The organism is Neptunomonas japonica JAMM 1380 (assembly GCF_016592555.1).
In the GTDB taxonomy this organism is placed as follows: Bacteria; Pseudomonadota; Gammaproteobacteria; order Pseudomonadales; family Balneatricaceae; genus Neptunomonas; species Neptunomonas japonica_A.
In genome coordinates this window covers 2590583-2607371 of the sequence record NZ_AP014546.1, presented here as the reverse complement: position 1 = coordinate 2607371, position 16789 = coordinate 2590583, and the positions used below count along the sequence as shown (strand labels likewise).

Here is a 16789-nt window from a genome sequence, read left to right as displayed (position 1 = left end):
CATTATATCGTTATATTTGCTCACAAAATTTATAATATTATGTGTGAGCCTTGTCAAAAAGCGTCAATCCAATGTTGAGATCTGTCGTAAATTGCAACACTACGCCCCAGAACTCTTCGTAAGATAGATGTGAACACAAAGTCATTACTGAATGGCACATAATAAAAAAAAGCGGAGTAGTACTATGAACGAAAGCACTCGAAGTGCCGCAGCATATGCGGACAAAGGGGCTGAATACACCTCTGATTACAAAGCAGGACAAGATAATGTGAAGTTTATGGGTATGGATATCCATAACCCGGTGTTTGGAACCAGCGCATTTATCATTCTGTTATTTATCGTTTTGGCCATTGTTTTTCCGGCTGAAGCAAAAGAGACATTGGTTGGGGCACGTACCTGGTCAATTGAAACTTTTGACTGGTTATTTATGATCGGAGGGAACGTCTTTGTTCTATTCTGTTTAGCGCTGATCTTTTTGCCTGTTGGTAAAATTAGACTAGGCGGAACGACGGCAAAACCCGAGTTTAGCCGTATTTCTTGGCTTTCTATGCTGTTTGCTGCCGGTATGGGTATCGGCTTGATGTTCTGGAGTGTTGCTGAGCCAGTGGCTTATTATACTGACTGGTATGGTACACCACTTAACGCTGCTGCTAATACACCCGAAGGCGCCTCTGCAGCTATGGGTGCTACGATGTTCCATTGGGGACTACACCCATGGGCAATCTACGGTGTTGTTGCTTTAGCGCTGGCGTTTTTTACTTATAACAAAGGTTTACCGTTAACTATTCGCTCGGCTTTTTACCCTTTGCTAGGCGAGAGAGTTTGGGGACCGATTGGTAATGTAATCGATATTGTTGCCGTGCTTGCAACCATTTTTGGTTTGGCTACATCACTTGGCTTGGGCGCATCTCAGGCAGCGGGTGGTCTTAACTTTTTATTTGGTATTGATAATACCGTTGTTGTGCAGATAATTATTATTGCGGTGGTAACGGCGATTACTATCTTCTCTGTAATGCGCGGGCTGGATGGCGGTGTCAAACTGTTGAGTAATATCAACATGATGATTGCTGCTATGTTGTTGCTGTTTGTGATTGTCACAGCTTCTTTTAGTAACTTTGTAGGTAATTTTGCTGGTGTACTGACAAGTTATGCAGAAAACATCGTTCCATTAAGTAACTGGGTTGGTCGTGAAGATGAAACTTGGTATCACGGTTGGACTGTTTTCTATTGGGCTTGGTGGGTTTCTTGGTCTCCATTTGTTGGTATGTTTATCGCCCGTGTCTCTAAAGGCCGTACGGTACGTGAGTTTATGATAGCGGTTCTGCTTATACCAACACTCGTATCTGCAGTGTGGATGGCCGCGTTCGGTGGAAGCGCTCTTGATCAGATCCAGAACAATGTTGGTGAACTGACTAAAGGTGTGGGAGATGTCTCTTTAGCCATGTTCCATATGCTGGAAAACTTGCCTCTTGCTGAAATATCTTCATTCTTGGCAATTATCCTCGTATTGGTATTCTTTATTACTTCTTCCGATTCAGGGTCATTGGTAATTGATTCTATTACTGCAGGCGGTAAGGTTGATTCTCCAGTACAACAACGTGTTTTTTGGGCTGTGTTAGAAGGCTTAATTGCTGCCGTATTGCTATACGGTGGTGGTGCTCAAGCACTAACAGCATTGCAAGCGGGTGCGATTACTGTCGGCTTACCGTTCACGATTATCTTGCTATTTATGTGTGTTAGCTTGTATAAAGGCCTTAAAAGTGAAGTGTATTAATTAGCATGTAATTGATACGATTTTGCATCTCAAAAAAAGCCGGCATTTTTGCCGGCTTTTTATGTATTAAAGCCTAACTTAACACGGTAAAAGGTATTTTTTATGATGATTGCTGAGCTGGTTGATCAAGATGATTTTTATCAGTTATTACAATCTGTTGGTATCCCTGTTGAGAGCCATTGGACACCAGAGCAATGTGCACAGGTGGCACTTAAGTGGCGTATTGATAATAATGAGAGTAATGCGGATACGGTGGCTGAGCTTGACCGAATCATTGGCGAGTTAAAGCAGAAAGAGCTGCTGCTATTGCCCGAAGTAAAAGCTGCACTGCAAATACTGGTGCAGCCTGTAGTGATTAAGTAACTATTTTAGATTAGAGAGCTTTGCACGTGCGAACAACCCTTGTGTCACTTATTCCCCTCTTTATCAGCTGTTTTATTCTGCTGCTAGGTAACGGCCTGATTAATGTCCTGATACCTGTAAGGATGGGGTTAGACGGTATGGATACCAATACTATTGGTACGGTATTGTCTTTGTATTTTGTCGGCATGTTGCTAGGGGCTATCTATAGTAAATACCTGATTAAACGTGCGGCACATATTCGTGTGTTTGCCGGGTGCGTTTCACTGAGTGCCGTTAGCATTCTTATTTGCAGCTTGTTCTCAGACCCCATACTTTGGGGGGGGATGCGCATTGTTATCGGTTTTTGTAATGCCTGTGCATTTACCGCTATGGAAAGTTGGTTGAGTGAAAGCTCCACCAAAGAAACACGTGGCAAGGTGTTAGCTGCCTATACTGCTGTTGTTTTAAGTGGCTTGTTTTTTGGCCAGTTCTTCATGAACATCGCAAGCCCAGAAGGCTCTACATTATTCGTATTTAGCGGGATATTGCTCTGTGCGGCGGTGATTCCTATGGTGTTAAGCCGTAATAGTGGGCCGGCGATATCTGAAGTCAGCTCGATGTCACTACTCGCACTGTATAAAGTTTCTCCACTTGGCGTCGTTAGTTGCTTGGTTTCTGGCGTGATTTATTCGGCAACGTTTAACTTGTTACCTGTGTTTGCTAAAGACTACGGCATTGTTGATTTTCAACTGTCACTTTATGTGGGGGCCGCTATTTTGGGCGCCTTTTTATTGCAATTTCCTGTGGGGTATTTATCAGACCGGTTTGACCGACGTACGGTGTTAGCTATTTTGTTATTTATTTCAGCCGTGGCTGATTTTTCAGTTCCGGTGCTCGCGTCTCAGAATATTTTATGGGCCGTGTTTTTAGGCACAGCTATCACCTGCGGGATTATTTCTTGTACCTATCCACTGAGTATTTCAGAAGCGTTCGATAAACTGCGCCAAAGTGAAATGGTGGCGGCAATGGGAAGTATGATATTAGCCTTCTCGATTGGTGGCGTGTTAGGGCCTTATACTGCGTCTATCGCGATGGACTATTATGGCAATGCGGCTCTGTTCTACTCTGTAGCATTGATACAATTACTACTGGCAGGCTTTGTCATGTATCGCATGGCGGTTCGTGAAGCATTACCAGTAGAAGATCAAGAGCACTTTGTCATGCAAGGCGCCTCTATTACCGCATCAGTTGAGCTTGATCCACGTACTGAATATATAGAACAGCAACCAGAATTAAGCTCTGAGGCCGAAACGGCAGTGAGCATTGCAGAAACTGATCCAGCCGCTGCTGTAAAAATGGCGCGTGCGATAGCCATGGCAAATCCGGTATTGGGTGTAGAGGTCGCTGCCGCTGTTGCTACTGTGCATGGCATCGATGTTTTACGCTTGTATGAAGTGATGAAAGAAGCGGTACCCGATCAGATATTGACTGTGACGCGTGCTGTGGTAACGGTTCGTCCTGAGCTCGCTTATGAACTTGTTTCTAAGCTCGCGGAATGGTATCCAGAGCAGGTAGTTTCGGTTGCTGCTGAAATTGGCCGTGCTTTACCTGAACAACGTATCGAGATGGCGAAAGTAGCTGTTGAGTATGCGCCTGAGTCGGTAGCTGAAGTAGCAGAGTATTATGCGCAGGTGTTGGCTGAAGAACATGAAGCTGTGCGTCCAGCGGATCGTGAAGATGATACCAGTGAAGAAGATGCCGCCAGTATTGCGTCTGAGTTGTGGCAAGCGGCCCCAGAGCAAGCATTGGATGTTGCTGTGGCAATGGTTGATGCCCTACCTGAATCTGCTGTTCTGGTGGCTGAAGAGTACCTCGCCAGTAATATTGCAGAAACTGACGAAGAAGCTAGCGCTGCAGGGAGCCCCGATATAGCAGAAGCTGGCCAAGCGATAGTAGAGTACCAAGAAGGCGAAGAGGTGTGGAGCCAAGAGTGGACACAAGAATCAACCGATGATTATCACAACACGGTTGAATTGGTGGCAAGGCTTGCAGAAGTAGCGCCAGAGCAAGCAATAGATATGGCCGTGGCTGTAGTAGAAGCGGTGCCAGGCAGTGCAGCCGAAGTCGCTTCTGAAATGGCGGGTAATTTTTATGAGAGTAAGCCTGACGAGACAGATGAGCCTGCAATTGAAGTAGATGAAGAGCAGGAAGCAAAACCGCTCGACTATGAAGACGCGGTAGAGCTCGTGCAGCGTTTGTCTGATGCCTCACCAGAACAGGCGATGAATGTTGCTGTTGCCGTAGTAGAAGCCGTTCCTGAATCGGCTTCTGAGGTTGTTGATGCCATAAGCCAAGGTGATGAGTCTACAGAAGGTGAGTGGATTAATTCTGTAGACCATAAGCCAGCTGAGCCCGTTTGATGAAATTTTAACCCGATTGATCTAGTTTACGAGCTCAACCGTATGTAATGACATAGTGTAGGTAACCCTCTTGAGGTGTCTATGTTGTTCGGTTTATCTTGGAAAATCTGGATCAATTTTTGGGGTTTTAATCTGATCTGGGCATTGAGTATTTTTAGCGGCAATGAAGCAATGCTTTGGGTATTGTTGCTGTTAGTGCTGCATTTTCTGATTATTACAAAGCCTTTGGTTGAGCTGTTGGTTGTATTGGCCACCGCTTTGTTGGGCTATAGCATTGATTGCTTATTGACGCTTCTGGGTGTGTTCAAATTTGAGCAGGTTCAAGGTATTACGCCTATTTGGCTAATTCTCCTGTGGGTTGGCTTTTGCTCAACCCTTAGACATAGCTTGAACTTCTTTTCACAAAAATATCTTACCGCTTCATTCGCTGGCGCTATTGCCGGTAGTTTTACTTACCTTTCGGCTGCACACTTTGGTGCGGTGGAGCTGCTGCTTTCTCCTGTTATTAATGTTGTTGTTTTGGCAAGTGTATGGGCTGCTTTATTCCCTGCATTGTTGTGGCTTTCCGACAAGAGTAGCTATCCCGATTTGGCAAAAAACTCAGAGGGAGTGTTAACTAATGACGTTTCTGGCAAAGGTGACTCTTATGGTTTCTATTCCTTTTATAGCGGCTTGCAGTGCTAATATTGATGATTACAGTGAGGTTAAGCCTGAGCTGGATCTTAGTGAATTTTTTAATGGTCATCTTGAGGCTTACGGTATTGTTCAGGATTTTAAAGGGAAGGTAAGCCGGCGCTTTACAGCGGATATTCTGGGACAGTGGAACGGTGATAAAGGTGTACTGGATGAGCAATTTATCTTTGCTGATGGAGAGATACAACACCGCTGCTGGAACCTCAATAAATCAGGGAAAAACTACACGGGTACAGCGGGTGATGTGGTAGGAGAAGCGAAAGGAAAGGTGGCAGGTAATGCGCTGAATTGGTCTTATGTGTTATCTGTTCCTGTCGAGGGTAAGTATTGGGATATTAGCTTGAACGATTGGATGTACTTGGTGGATGAAAACAACCTGATTAATCGGGCGAAAATGAGCAAGTTCGGCTTAGAAGTTGGGCAAATAACACTGTATATCCGTAAAGTGTCTTCGCAAGCTCACCGCCCTTTGACTAAAGGCTGCAACATTGAAGGCGGGCACTAAATGAGCAGGAACAATACGCTACCCTGGGCTAGCGTATGGGTGACGGGGGCAGGCCGAGGTATTGGTGAAGCACTGGCTCGTTTATTCGTACAGAAAGGATTAACGGTTTATGCATCGTCGCGAGCCACCTCTGAACTAGAAAGTTTGCAAAAACGCTGCCAAGGCTACTCTGGCACTATAATCCCGACACCTCTTGATATAACAGACCTACACCAGATTGAGCTGTTAATGCAGCACTGGGATAAGGGCGAAGGTTTACCTGAACTGGTTGTTTTAAATGCGGGCACGCATGACCCTTTTCCTGCACAGGAGTTTAGTGCGCAGCGTTGCCAAAGGGTGTTTGATATCAACCTTCAGGGGACGATAAACTGCCTAGATCCTGTATTAAAGCGCATGCTAAAAAGTAACTCAGGACAGCTTGCCATCATGGCATCTGTTGCAGGGTATCGTGGTTTACCCACGGCAGCAGCCTATGGTGCGAGTAAAGCGGCGTTGATTCACCTTTGTGAAGCGCTTTATCTGGACTTGAAAGACAGCAAGGTAGTATTGCAAGTGATTAACCCTGGGTTTGTGCGTACACCGCTGACCGATAAAAATGATTTTAAAATGCCAGCGCTACAAGAGCCTGAAGAGGCGGCTGAGCGTATTTTTAAAGGCCTATTAGGCACTGGTTTTGAGATAGCGTTCCCGCGTCGCTTTGTCTATTTTTTAAAATTGCTACGTATACTACCTTATCGTTGGTACTTTGCATTGATAGGTAAAACCGTCAAAACATAGCTTATACAAACAATAGCTTCTACAAACAGTTGAGCAGTAATAAGGTTTAAGTAAAAGGGTGCATGAATATGGATAACTGGTTAGCCGACTATGTTGAAGTGTTAGAAAACCTCAGCAGCGAAAACCTAAACAGCCTATGCAATATAACCGCAGAGGCTTTTAACTTTAAAGACCCTTTTAATCACACCCATACGCAAGCAGATTTTATCGCTATTATGGACGATATGTTCAAGCGCCTGTCGCTTGTGCGCTTTGAGGTACACCGCTTAGTACAACAGGGGCAACACGCCTTTATTTATTGGACGTTTTACGGCAATAGTCGTTTTACCGGTGAGTTTAGCTTTGAGGGCGTGAGCCGGATTGAAGCAAATAAAAGCGGCAAAATAATATTACATCATGACTTTTGGGATGGCTCAGAACTTATGGAAAAAGTACCTTTGCTCGGCGCTATTATCCGTAAAGTACGTAAAAAATTATCACATAATTAGTAAGTCTGAGAATTAATGGCGGTAACTAAGTTTGAATTAACAGCCTCGGATTCATAAGCGTTTTATACAGTATATTTCTGGGTTAGTAATACTTTTGCTTGTTCTCATAAACTAGAACGACACAAATGCTTGTGTTGCTTCTGAGGTTGAGTTAAAAATTTATTTGACTGTGTTTATATATAGTGTGGCAATGTTTGCCCTTTTTGCATATGTTATGAGGCCAATGGCAACACTAATGGATATGTGCTTCAAGACAAGGAAACTAAAAATGTCTTCAAATCATAATGTTAAATCCCTCTTTTTAAATAGTTCATTTTTTCGTGCCGGCCCACTAATAACTGTTATGAGGCCAACGGCCTCTTAAACGGGCTGTTAGCCGTATATGAACTTATGAGAAAATTTGAATGAAGTGGACAGATTCGGAGTTAATTAAACCGCTATCATTAGGAATTATAGAAAATGAAAAATCATATTGGGCAAATCATTTTTATGCTGTCATTGAATGTTTAAATTCACATAAAGGCCCAAAGTATTCTCCACGACGTATCGAAGGGTTTCCTATTTGGTCGTTGAATGAGTTACGGGGATGCCTCCCTCCAAATTTCTTTGAAAATATTCAGGACTATTTGAAAAACTGGGGCTTTCAATATTTTCTTGTTAGCTTTCTAAATCAAAAGGCCTCAAATAATATCGTAAAAGAAATTATCACAAGGCTGGGGAATTTATACGGAGTGACATTTGTATCAGGATTATCTGAGTATTCATTTCATATTTCTGGGAATGATTCAGCATTAAGCTTTGATTTAAATGACAGGTTTTCCGAAGTTTTTCCAATGAAAGTAGGTTTGAACAAGCCAAACATTCAAACATTAATATCTAATTCTGATATTTGTTTGGTTCTACACAATCCTATCGCCAATGCTAAAGTCGGTATTTTTGGTGAAATTGAAGGTGTTTACGGAAATAGATTGAGGAATCAATCTTTTTGGGACTCAAAGCAAGATTATTGCGTTTTTAATATTGGCGTCATAAACGGGAAGGGCAAAGGTTGCTACATTGAAAATTTTCATTTGAATGGAATAAACAGGGTACATGTTTATTTTGAAAAAAATCACTTTGTTGTATCTGATTTTGGTAAAACGTTAGAATGGTTTAAGCAACTTTTGATATATGGACCTCACTTGAAAATCACATCAGGTATCGATGAATTAGACTTTTTTTTAGATATGCTAAAAAGATACTGGTTCAAGCCTGCAAGTGAATTACTTGCAGAGTTAACTAGCTATATTGATGGTGAGGATTTGGTTGGGAAATCTGATAAAGCAATATCTATTATTACTGATATTAGAGCCTAGTATCGGAATAAATACGGCTAACAAGCGCTTCCACTGGGACAACTTTTCGCTACGCATTTTTGTGTTGTCGCTGCGCGCCAGTATTACACAAAAATGCTTCACTACAAGTTGCCCGTGAAGCGGGCGTTATGTTTGTTGCTTATATGGAGAGTATGTTGTGAGCTTTAGTTATCAAACCTCAAGGTTGCAGATTAGCGAAATCCTTAGTAGCAACCAAGAACCAGATTTTTTAGCTTCAATTATGGAAGTATTGACTCCTAAAGTTGTTGCAAACCTCCCACCATATTTTCAGAATGTAGATTCGATATCTTCAGCTCAAGAGTGGTTACAAAAAACAACCTCTGACGGGCGCTTATTTATTGTAAACCTGAAAAGTGATTATAAGACTATTGGTTTCGTATTTCTATCTACCGGAAACAATGGCGTCACCCATATAGGATATTTACTAGGAGAACTAAACTGGGGTAAAGGCTACGCAACGGAACTAATACAAGGCTTAATTCAATTCATTGAATCCGAAGCTCAAATAACTCGATTAATTGCCGGTGTTGCTAAAGATAATATTGCTTCAATCACATTACTTAATAAATTGGGGTTTACTCATAGCTCAATAGAGGCTAATGGCACAATGTTTTTCGAGTATCTATTTTCACAAACATAGCACATATGAGCCTTCTCAAGTTAATAAGCCAAAGTAACTCTTATCGGCCGTATTAGCGGTCAATTATAAAACCATTAGCAAGACCGTTTACTTCATCTGTCTTTGTCGGCTGTTAAATACACTTACAGCAAACATACCACGGGCACTTCATTCGGGTGCATAGAGCCTCTCTTATTTGCACTTCACTTAGCGCACCTTACCTTTGTTAGGCCTCATCAGCATGGCAGAGCACGTACAAGCCAACATCAATGGAGCCGTGTTCAAAGCCGCCTTCACAGTAGGCCAGATAATAACGCCATAAACGGTAAAAGGTTTCATCAAAGCCTTGATCACGAATATCTTCCCAACTGTGTTCAAAGTCTCTGTGCCATTCGCGTATCGTGCGAGCGTAATCTTTGCCAAATAACTGGTGCTTTTTCAAAACAAAACCGTGCTCATTGATTTTATCTTTCAGTATGGAAACGCTAGGTAACATGCCACCGGGGAACACATACCGTTGAATAAAATCAGCTTGCTTTCGGTAAGTGTGAAAGCGTTCATCTTCAATGGTAATGATTTGTAAAACCGCGTTACCTCCGGGTTTGAGTACCCGTTTTAGGGTTTCGAAATAGGTATCCCAGTGCGCTTCGCCTACGGCTTCGAACATCTCAATTGAGACAACCGCATCGTACTGTTGGTTAAGGTCTCGATAGTCTGTCAGGCTGAGTTTTACCTGCTCATTGAGAGCCTCATTTTCTATACGTTTTTCAGCCCACTTTAGCTGTTCTTGTGAGAGGGTAATGCCATGAACGTTAAGCGCGTGATCACGGCTTGCTTGTAGTGCAAAGCCTCCCCAACCACACCCTATTTCGACTACATTCTGGCCTGCTTTGGCTTCTAATAATTCTAAGATGCGGGCGTACTTGTTGTGTTGTGCTTGGTGCAGTGAGTCATCCGGGTGGTTATACAAAGCAGAAGAGTAGGTCATGCTTTGATCCAGCCAGTGTTTATAAAAGTCGTTTCCTAAGTCGTAATGGGCTGCAATGTTTTTGCGGCTACCTTTGCGGCTGTTATCTCGTTGCCAATGATAGATATTGTGCAGCATTTGTGTAAAGAAGCTTGCCTTGGATAGCCCTGTGAGTTCATTTTCATAGGCTAGCGCCCATTTTACGAGCGTTGTTAAATTGATACTGTCCCATTCTCCGGCTAAGTAACTCTCCGACCAGCCATTAGCACCGCCTAAATAAAGGCGCACAAGAGGGCGAAAGTTATGCAAGCGAATATGAGCTTCTGGATGACTACTGCCGAGTTTACACGTAAATCCGCTAGGCAGTGTTAGGTGTAATGTTCCGCAATCTTGGCTTAATGTTGCCTGTAGCTTTTCGAGTAGTTTTTTTTCAAACCACGTAGGCTCAGCACGGCGGGTATTTATATAAGTTGTTGATGGCTCATAAACTTTCATAATGCGACACTCCACTTTTATCCTGCCAGCTAATACTGTGGCTTTTACCGGTATCTCGGGGCTGTAATACTAATTTCTTGCGCCATAACTTGAGCGCTTCCCAATGGATGCCTGACATGACTTTTAAGGTCATCAAGGGGTACTTAAAGAAGACGCCGAGTAGTGAACGGTCATTCAATACGCAGTGCTCACCCGTAAATGTGGCATGCAGAATGGGTTGCTTTTCTGCACTGTTAGTCGCCCATTCTGTTTGGCGAATGCATACCGCAACACGTTGTTTGGGAGGCTGGATACGAAAACCGTAGGAGGTCTGCATCGGCATGAAGGGGCTAACGTACATCTGTTTATCACACTGGTGGCGTACTTGATCAGCATTAGGGCTCGCTTCAAGTAAGTAGGTATGACGGGAGCCAAATGTGTTACTGACTTCGTAGAGTATGGCTTCTAACTCGTCATTACTGTTGTAACAGAAGTAAGTACTTAACGGGTTAAAGGTATAACCCAGAATACGCGGGTAACAGAGCAGGCGTATTTTATGGGTGGCGCTGGCGTAACCTCGTTCAGTGAGTAAGCTGCGAATATTCTCGGGCAGGTTTTCTTGGCCTGATCCGTGATCCTTTTCGTGGAAGGAAAACAGATTAAATGTATTTATCGAAAAAAAACGCTGTTTGTTTAATTGTGGCAGTTCATCCAGATCAATGCACACACAAAACACACGATAGATGAAGCGGTTTTTGCTGGGGCGAAAACGGTGATGCATTACTACGCCTTTATAAAGGCAAGAATTTAGCTCATCCATGGGCGTGTTCCTTCTCCTTGTCACTCTCGTTAAAAGAGGCGCTCTGTTGTGATGGTGATGAAGGCTCTTTTACAAAGATACGGCTATTTTTATCGTCAAGGTGCCATGGGCGGGGGACTCCACCGAGCTGCTCTGCAACCGCAAGGCCTGATTGTAAGCCATCTTCATGAAAGCCATAACCAAAGTAGGCACCGCAGAACCAGGTTCGTTGTTTGCCTTGTAGTGCCCATAGTTGCTTTTGTGACTGTAAGGCTTCGCGGCCAAACTCAGGGTGGTCGTAAAAGAAACTGCGGATAATGCTGCCATCTTTAGGCTCGCGTAGTGGGTTTAATGAAACAAAAAGGGGAACCTCTGTATTGAGTGGTTGTAGCTGGTTCATCCAATAGGTCACTGATACTTCTTGTGATTGGTCTCGTTTACCTTCGGACAGGTAGTTCCAACTCGACCACACGGCTTTGCGTTTTGGCATTAATGAGGCATCTAAATGAAGGTAGGCTTTATTACGCTGATACGGGAAATGCCCCAGCAGGCGTTGTTCCTCTTCTGTTGGCTCATCCAGTAATGCGATGGCTTGATCTGAATGGCAAGCCAGCACTACATCATCATAGTATTCACGGTTACCGTGGAGGTCTTCTATCACTACATGGTCACTATTACGGATGATCTTGTGGATATGGCTATTAAGGCGGATCTTGCCTTCTAGCTGTGTTGCTATCTTATTAACGTATTGCTTGCTGCCACCAATAACCGTGCTCCATTGAGGGCGATCTTTCAGTTGCACCAGACCGTGGTTGCGGCAAAACCGTAAAAAACTGCTGGCAGGGTAGTTCAGCATCTTGTCGACGGGGGTTGACCAAATAGCAGCCCCCATCGGTAAAAGATGGTTGTAGATAAAAGCGTTGCTGTAACCTTTTTGCTGCAAAAGCTCACCCAGTGTTATTTGATCAAGATCTTGCTGCTGCATTACGTCTTCAGACTCGCGATAAAAACGCATCACCTCCTGAACCATTTTCCAGAATGAAGGGCGAATAAGATTACGTTTTTGTGCTAATAAACCGGATAATCCGGTGCCCGAATACTCAAGCTCACCTTGGTTTACGGATATGCCAAATGACATATCCGTTTCACAGGTAGCAACGTCCAGGGTGTTAAAGAACTTTACTAAGTTTGGATAATTCACTGGGTTAAAAACAATAAAACCCGTATCAACATCAACGTGATTGTTTTCTAGATTGAAGGAGGCTGTGTTTGAGTGTCCGCCTAAGCGGTCATCTTTTTCATACAGGGTCACCTGATGGGCCTTGTTGAGTAACCATGCGCAGCTCAGGCCAGAAATACCAGAGCCGACTACCGCAATTTTTTTGGGACGTATAGCCGTGATATTCATCAGTACATCCATCATTATTAAAACGTATTTGCAGCTTGTTACGTAGCAAAATAAAAAAAGATCACATTATTTGCACCGCATTTTATTTTTACCCTTATATTTAAAGTAATAGGGTTTTGGGTGATCCACCCAGAGTGATTCATCGTAAGGGGTATTATGGAAAGCAAACCACCGGGTGAAGATGTGAATAATGTAGTGTCTATGCGACAAGCAGAAGCTCCCAAAAGATGGAGTGATAGGCTTTCAGACTTGGCCAAAACAAAAGACAAAGCGTTGTATATTCAGCTGTTTAAACATTTTGCGCCAAAAGTTAAAGCCTACATTATTCGTTTGGGTCTAGTTGAAACAACGGCAGAAGAGCTAATGCAAGAGACCATGTTAGCTGTTTGGCGTAAGGCCCATCTTTTCAATCCTTCTAAAGCGGCAGCCAGCACGTGGATTTTTACCTTGGCAAGAAACCAAAGCATAGACTGGATGCGTAAGCAGAAGTACCCAGAATATGGCTTAGAGTCATGGCATGAAGAGCCAGATGACGAAAGTGACGTCTGTGAGCAGGTGGTTACATCTGACCGTATGGCTAAAGTTATTTCGCAGTTACCAGAAGATCAGGCGCAGGTGATTTATATGTCTTTTTATGAAGGGCGCTCTCACTCTGATATTTCTGCCCGGCTGGGAGTACCTTTAGGCAGTGTTAAATCGAGAATTCGTTTGGCATCAGGCAAAATTAAAATGATGTGGAGTGATGATGTATGAACATTAAACATCACCTAGATGAAGCAACCCTGATGAGCTACGCCGCAGGCTCAATGTCTCAGGCAATGGCGCTGGTTGTTGCTTGCCATCTTTCTATGTGTACAGCTTGTCGTAATAGGGCTCATGAGTCTGAAGCGATTGGCGGCATGCTACTTGATAACCTTAAACCCGCCCCAGTGGGTGATGATGCATTAGCGCAAGTACTTGCGTGTATTGATGGCTTGCCTGAATTGGAGGCAGAGCCTTCGGGTGCATCGTTAAACACTTCATTGAACAATCGTGCTTCATGTGAAAAAGCAGAATCATTTTCGAGTAACAATGATCAAATCACCAGCGCTTCAAGCGTTCCAAGCCCCCTAGATGACTATATTGGCAGCTCATTGGAGCATATTGAGTGGAACAGAATAGTCCCCGGCGTCCATTATCATGACTTGCCCTGTAAAACTGAGCGTGGAGGTGTATCACGCTTATTACGTATCGCGCCGGGTAAAGCGATGTTGCCGCACTCGCATGATGGAAATGAGCTCACTTTGATTTTACGCGGCTCATTTACCGATGAGGTAGGGCGTTTTACGGTGGGTGATATCGCTGATCTGGATAACGAAATACAGCATCAACCACTGGTAGATAGTAACGAAGATTGTATTTGCCTCATCGCTACTGATGCACCACTTAAATTTAGTACTTTGCTGGGTAAAATTGTCCAGCCAATGACTGGTTTTTAACAATTTATATTGTTTTTGATGGAGAACACTCACATGGAAAATATGGTAGCTAAACTGTCAATTCCTGTAGGCATTAGTGCCTGTTTGTTGGGGCAAAAAGTTCGTTACGATGGTGGGCATAAGCGCTCGAAATACTGCTTAGATGTACTGAGTGAGTGTTTTCAGTACACACCTCTGTGCCCTGAAGTCTCCATCGGTTTAAGCATACCGCGTGAGCCTATCCGCTTGGTGGGCAGTGCTCAAGATCCACGTGTGCTCGGTGTGAAAGACCCTTCGTTGGATGTGACAGATAAATTAAAAGAATATGCTGATGATGTGAGCCGTACGCAAACAGATCTGTGTGGCTATATATTGATGAGAGGCTCACCTAGCTGCGGCATGGAAAGAGTAAAAATCTATCACGAAAACGGAATGCCAAATGTCTCTGGCAGTGGTGTGTATGCTGCCCAATATATGAAAAATAACCCGGCCTTACCGGTAGAGGAAGAAGCTCGCCTGAATGATGCTGTATTGCGAGAAAACTTCATTACGCGAGTGTTTGCTTACTATAACTGGCGTGAAGAGGTGATGGCTGCACCTACGCTGCATAAGGTAATTCAGTTTCATAGCCGTCATAAATATCAGCTGATGGCGCACAGTTACGAAGGCTACAAGCAGCTGGGTAAGTATCTGGCGGATGAAGCGGCCAAGCAGCCATTGGAGGAGGTTCTTGAAAAGTACATCGTGGACCTGATGACCCATTTAAAGAATCGTGCAAACCGTAAAAGCCACACTAATGTACTGATGCATATTATGGGTTATCTAAAACAGGATATTGATACTGAAACTAAGCAGGATTTAGTTGCAGCAATTGAAGATTATCGCACCGAGAGGGTGAACCTAATTACCCCTTTAACCTTGCTTAAGCATTACTTAAAGCGTCATGGATCTGAGTATATTCAATCACAGGTTTATCTTGATCCTTACCCACATGAGCTTGGTTTAAGAAACTATATTTAAGTTTAAAACTTAAGCAGCAAACGGAGTATTTATTAGAATGGCAACTCATAAGCTAGTTTGGTTCCGCAATGATCTGCGCACAGAAGATCATCATGCGCTTTATCATGCCTGCCAAAATAGTACTGAGGCAGGTGTTATTGCCGTGGTTGCCATTACGCCAAAACAATGGGAGATGCAGGATGAGGCTAAATGCAGAGTCGAGTTTTGGCTAGCCAATCTTATAAAGTTAAAGCAAGACTTAGCTGCTCTGAACGTTCCACTTAAAATAATACGTGTTGCCACTAACCGTGAGTTGCCAGAACAGTTGTGGGCTCTGGCTCAGCAGATTAATGTTGGCGGTCTGTATTTTAATAAAGAGTACCCTGAATACGAACAAGCACGAGATCAGCAAGTAGAGCAGTTATTTTTACAGAACGGTGTGGCTTGTCATGTATGTGACAGCGACTTGATACTGCCAGCAGGCTCAGTGTTGAACCAGCAAGGCCAGGCTTATAAAGTGTTTACTCCTTTTAGTAAGGCTTGGCGTCAGTTGTATCTGCAACAACCTTCTACGCCCTTACCGTCACCGGTGCAATTACCTAAGCAAAACTACCTCATTACTAGTAGTGATGCTGTACCAATGGGTATCGGCTATGGGAACCAAGTGGGTGCTAGCTGGAATAGTAGTTTATGGCCCGCGGGGGCTGATCATGCCCATCAATTATTACAACAGTTTGTACATGAGAGGTCACATGATTATAAGCAGTTACGCGACTTTCCTGCACAAATAGCAACATCGTCGCTTTCACCTTATTTAAGTGCAGGTGTACTAACTACGCGTCAATGTGTTGCCGCCATGCAGGCGTATTCTAAAGACCCTGATTGGTTTTATAGCCAATGGGTAACTGAGCTCATTTGGCGTGAGTTTTATCGTCATCTATTGGTCGCGTTTCCTCAGATGAATCGTTGGCAGCCGTTTAAACCAGAAGTAGAGGCTAAAATCAGTTGGCAATATGATGAAAAGCTTTTTCGTGCTTGGAGCGAAGGAGAAACGGGTTTTGCTGTTGTTGATGCGGGTATGAAGCAACTAGTAGAGACGGGATGGATGCATAATCGTGTAAGAATGATTAGTGCCTCTTTTCTCACAAAATTACTGCGTCAGGATTGGCGCTTGGGTGCACGCTTTTTTATGCAGCATCTGATTGATGGTGATTTTGCCTCTAACCTTGGTGGTTGGCAGTGGAGTGCTTCTGTTGGTGCTGATGCGGCACCATATTTTCGGATTTTTAGTCCGATGCGCCAAACCGACAGGTTTGATCCGCAAGGAGCCTATATTTCGCGCTGGCTGCCTGATGAGCTACTGAGTAATCGTCCAGCTCCTGTGATCGACTATGCAGTTGAGCGTAACCGCAGTATTGATGAATATAAAAACAGCGGGGTTTTGAGATGAGTGGTGCTTGTCATGTAAATACGTTTAACCCAAACAAATTGCTACTTTCTAAATGGACAGCTACAAAGTCATATCAGAAACAGAAACACTTTCTTGTTACTGAGCTTATCAAAGATGAGTTAGAAGAAAGTGTGATCGCTTGTGTGCTAGAAGCTGTTATCAATAAGCAGACTTTTAAGATGGATTGGCAAGAGCTAAAAGACGCCGAACGATGGATACAAGGGTGGAAGTAAAGACCTTC

The 16789-nt window shown here is 43.5% G+C and carries 17 protein-coding genes; 14 read left to right on the top strand and 3 right to left on the bottom strand.

What is annotated here, in order from left to right; genetic code table 11:
* Window positions 1–184: 184 nt before the first annotated feature.
* The 9 genes from NEJAP_RS12185 (at window position 185) to NEJAP_RS12145 (ending at window position 9015) form a co-directional block, all read left to right on the top strand.
* Window positions 185–1774 carry a BCCT family transporter gene (locus NEJAP_RS12185; protein ID WP_201347501.1) on the top strand — a complete coding sequence of 530 codons (1590 nt, stop codon included), beginning with the start codon at window positions 185–187 and terminating at the stop codon, window positions 1772–1774.
* 102 nt (window positions 1775–1876) lie between these two features.
* Window positions 1877–2137, top strand: coding sequence for a hypothetical protein (locus tag NEJAP_RS12180; RefSeq protein WP_201347500.1), 261 nt, complete (start codon window positions 1877–1879; stop codon window positions 2135–2137).
* A gap of 26 nt (window positions 2138–2163) precedes the next feature.
* Window positions 2164–4536 (top strand): MFS transporter, encoded by a 2373-nt coding sequence (locus NEJAP_RS12175; RefSeq protein ID WP_201347499.1) that lies wholly within the window; start codon window positions 2164–2166, stop codon window positions 4534–4536.
* Window positions 4537–4617: 81 nt separating this feature from the next.
* Complete coding sequence (locus NEJAP_RS12170; RefSeq protein ID WP_201347498.1) at window positions 4618–5220, top strand: DUF2878 domain-containing protein; 603 nt, start codon at window positions 4618–4620, stop codon at window positions 5218–5220.
* Window positions 5183–5734 (top strand): DUF3833 domain-containing protein, encoded by a 552-nt coding sequence (locus tag NEJAP_RS12165; RefSeq protein ID WP_236590917.1) that lies wholly within the window; start codon window positions 5183–5185, stop codon window positions 5732–5734. The genes NEJAP_RS12170 and NEJAP_RS12165 overlap by 38 nt, the downstream gene beginning before the upstream one ends.
* Window positions 5735–6511: an SDR family NAD(P)-dependent oxidoreductase gene (locus NEJAP_RS12160; RefSeq protein WP_201347496.1), complete on the top strand. Its 777-nt coding sequence runs from the start codon at window positions 5735–5737 to the stop codon at window positions 6509–6511. It abuts the gene before it with no gap.
* A 68-nt stretch (window positions 6512–6579) separates the two neighbouring features.
* Window positions 6580–6999 (top strand): nuclear transport factor 2 family protein, encoded by a 420-nt coding sequence (locus tag NEJAP_RS12155; protein ID WP_201347495.1) that lies wholly within the window; start codon window positions 6580–6582, stop codon window positions 6997–6999.
* Window positions 7000–7403: 404 nt separating this feature from the next.
* Window positions 7404–8354, top strand: coding sequence for a hypothetical protein (locus tag NEJAP_RS12150; RefSeq protein WP_201347494.1), 951 nt, complete (start codon window positions 7404–7406; stop codon window positions 8352–8354).
* 157 nt (window positions 8355–8511) lie between these two features.
* Window positions 8512–9015 carry a GNAT family N-acetyltransferase gene (locus NEJAP_RS12145; protein ID WP_201347493.1) on the top strand — a complete coding sequence of 168 codons (504 nt, stop codon included), beginning with the start codon at window positions 8512–8514 and terminating at the stop codon, window positions 9013–9015.
* 205 nt (window positions 9016–9220) lie between these two features.
* Here NEJAP_RS12145 and NEJAP_RS12140 read toward each other — a convergent pair whose 3' ends face one another.
* From NEJAP_RS12140 to NEJAP_RS12130, 3 genes are read right to left on the bottom strand one after another with little or no spacing between them, the layout of a single operon-like run.
* Complete coding sequence (locus NEJAP_RS12140; RefSeq protein WP_201347492.1) at window positions 9221–10456, bottom strand: SAM-dependent methyltransferase; 1236 nt, start codon at window positions 10454–10456, stop codon at window positions 9221–9223.
* Window positions 10443–11255 (bottom strand): DUF1365 domain-containing protein, encoded by an 813-nt coding sequence (locus tag NEJAP_RS12135; RefSeq protein WP_201347491.1) that lies wholly within the window; start codon window positions 11253–11255, stop codon window positions 10443–10445. The genes NEJAP_RS12140 and NEJAP_RS12135 overlap by 14 nt, the downstream gene beginning before the upstream one ends.
* The gene (locus NEJAP_RS12130) at window positions 11248–12642 is read right to left on the bottom strand and encodes an NAD(P)/FAD-dependent oxidoreductase (protein ID WP_201347490.1); all 1395 of its coding nucleotides are present in this window, start codon (window positions 12640–12642) and stop codon (window positions 11248–11250) included. Before NEJAP_RS12130 ends, NEJAP_RS12135 begins: the two co-directional genes overlap by 8 nt.
* Before the next feature lie 156 nt (window positions 12643–12798).
* Here NEJAP_RS12130 and NEJAP_RS12125 point away from each other — a divergent pair, with 156 nt between their 5' ends.
* The 5 genes from NEJAP_RS12125 to NEJAP_RS12105 are packed head-to-tail and all read left to right on the top strand — an operon-like array spanning window position 12799 to window position 16781.
* A complete protein-coding gene (locus NEJAP_RS12125; RefSeq protein WP_201347489.1) occupies window positions 12799–13395 on the top strand; it encodes a sigma-70 family RNA polymerase sigma factor in 597 nt (198 codons plus the stop codon).
* The gene (locus tag NEJAP_RS12120) at window positions 13392–14120 is read left to right on the top strand and encodes a ChrR family anti-sigma-E factor (protein WP_201347488.1); all 729 of its coding nucleotides are present in this window, start codon (window positions 13392–13394) and stop codon (window positions 14118–14120) included. The genes NEJAP_RS12125 and NEJAP_RS12120 overlap by 4 nt, the downstream gene beginning before the upstream one ends.
* Before the next feature lie 33 nt (window positions 14121–14153).
* Window positions 14154–15119, top strand: coding sequence for a YbgA family protein (locus NEJAP_RS12115; protein ID WP_201347487.1), 966 nt, complete (start codon window positions 14154–14156; stop codon window positions 15117–15119).
* 37 nt (window positions 15120–15156) lie between these two features.
* Window positions 15157–16548 carry a cryptochrome/photolyase family protein gene (locus NEJAP_RS12110; RefSeq protein WP_201347486.1) on the top strand — a complete coding sequence of 464 codons (1392 nt, stop codon included), beginning with the start codon at window positions 15157–15159 and terminating at the stop codon, window positions 16546–16548.
* On the top strand, window positions 16545–16781 hold the full coding sequence (locus tag NEJAP_RS12105; protein ID WP_201347485.1) for a TIGR02450 family Trp-rich protein: 237 nt from the start codon (window positions 16545–16547) through the stop codon (window positions 16779–16781). Before NEJAP_RS12110 ends, NEJAP_RS12105 begins: the two co-directional genes overlap by 4 nt.
* Window positions 16782–16789 lie beyond the last annotated feature (8 nt).

What these genes read in the sequence shown, in the direction of transcription:
- NEJAP_RS12110 (WP_201347486.1), top strand. Translation starts at nt 15,157, where the DNA reads ATGGCAACTCATAAGCTAGTTTGGTTCCGCAATGATCTGCGCACAGAA.
- NEJAP_RS12105 (WP_201347485.1), top strand. Translation starts at nt 16,545, where the DNA reads ATGAGTGGTGCTTGTCATGTAAATACGTTTAACCCAAACAAATTGCTA.
- NEJAP_RS12180 (WP_201347500.1), top strand. Translation starts at nt 1,877, where the DNA reads ATGATGATTGCTGAGCTGGTTGATCAAGATGATTTTTATCAGTTATTA.
- NEJAP_RS12125 (WP_201347489.1), top strand. Translation starts at nt 12,799, where the DNA reads ATGGAAAGCAAACCACCGGGTGAAGATGTGAATAATGTAGTGTCTATG.
- NEJAP_RS12165 (WP_236590917.1), top strand. Translation starts at nt 5,183, where the DNA reads ATGGTTTCTATTCCTTTTATAGCGGCTTGCAGTGCTAATATTGATGAT.
- NEJAP_RS12140 (WP_201347492.1), bottom strand. Translation starts at nt 10,456, where the DNA reads ATGAAAGTTTATGAGCCATCAACAACTTATATAAATACCCGCCGTGCT.
- NEJAP_RS12155 (WP_201347495.1), top strand. Translation starts at nt 6,580, where the DNA reads ATGGATAACTGGTTAGCCGACTATGTTGAAGTGTTAGAAAACCTCAGC.
- NEJAP_RS12130 (WP_201347490.1), bottom strand. Translation starts at nt 12,642, where the DNA reads ATGAATATCACGGCTATACGTCCCAAAAAAATTGCGGTAGTCGGCTCT.
- NEJAP_RS12160 (WP_201347496.1), top strand. Translation starts at nt 5,735, where the DNA reads ATGAGCAGGAACAATACGCTACCCTGGGCTAGCGTATGGGTGACGGGG.
- NEJAP_RS12115 (WP_201347487.1), top strand. Translation starts at nt 14,154, where the DNA reads ATGGAAAATATGGTAGCTAAACTGTCAATTCCTGTAGGCATTAGTGCC.
- NEJAP_RS12120 (WP_201347488.1), top strand. Translation starts at nt 13,392, where the DNA reads ATGAACATTAAACATCACCTAGATGAAGCAACCCTGATGAGCTACGCC.
- NEJAP_RS12170 (WP_201347498.1), top strand. Translation starts at nt 4,618, where the DNA reads ATGTTGTTCGGTTTATCTTGGAAAATCTGGATCAATTTTTGGGGTTTT.
- NEJAP_RS12135 (WP_201347491.1), bottom strand. Translation starts at nt 11,255, where the DNA reads ATGGATGAGCTAAATTCTTGCCTTTATAAAGGCGTAGTAATGCATCAC.
- NEJAP_RS12185 (WP_201347501.1), top strand. Translation starts at nt 185, where the DNA reads ATGAACGAAAGCACTCGAAGTGCCGCAGCATATGCGGACAAAGGGGCT.
- NEJAP_RS12150 (WP_201347494.1), top strand. Translation starts at nt 7,404, where the DNA reads ATGAAGTGGACAGATTCGGAGTTAATTAAACCGCTATCATTAGGAATT.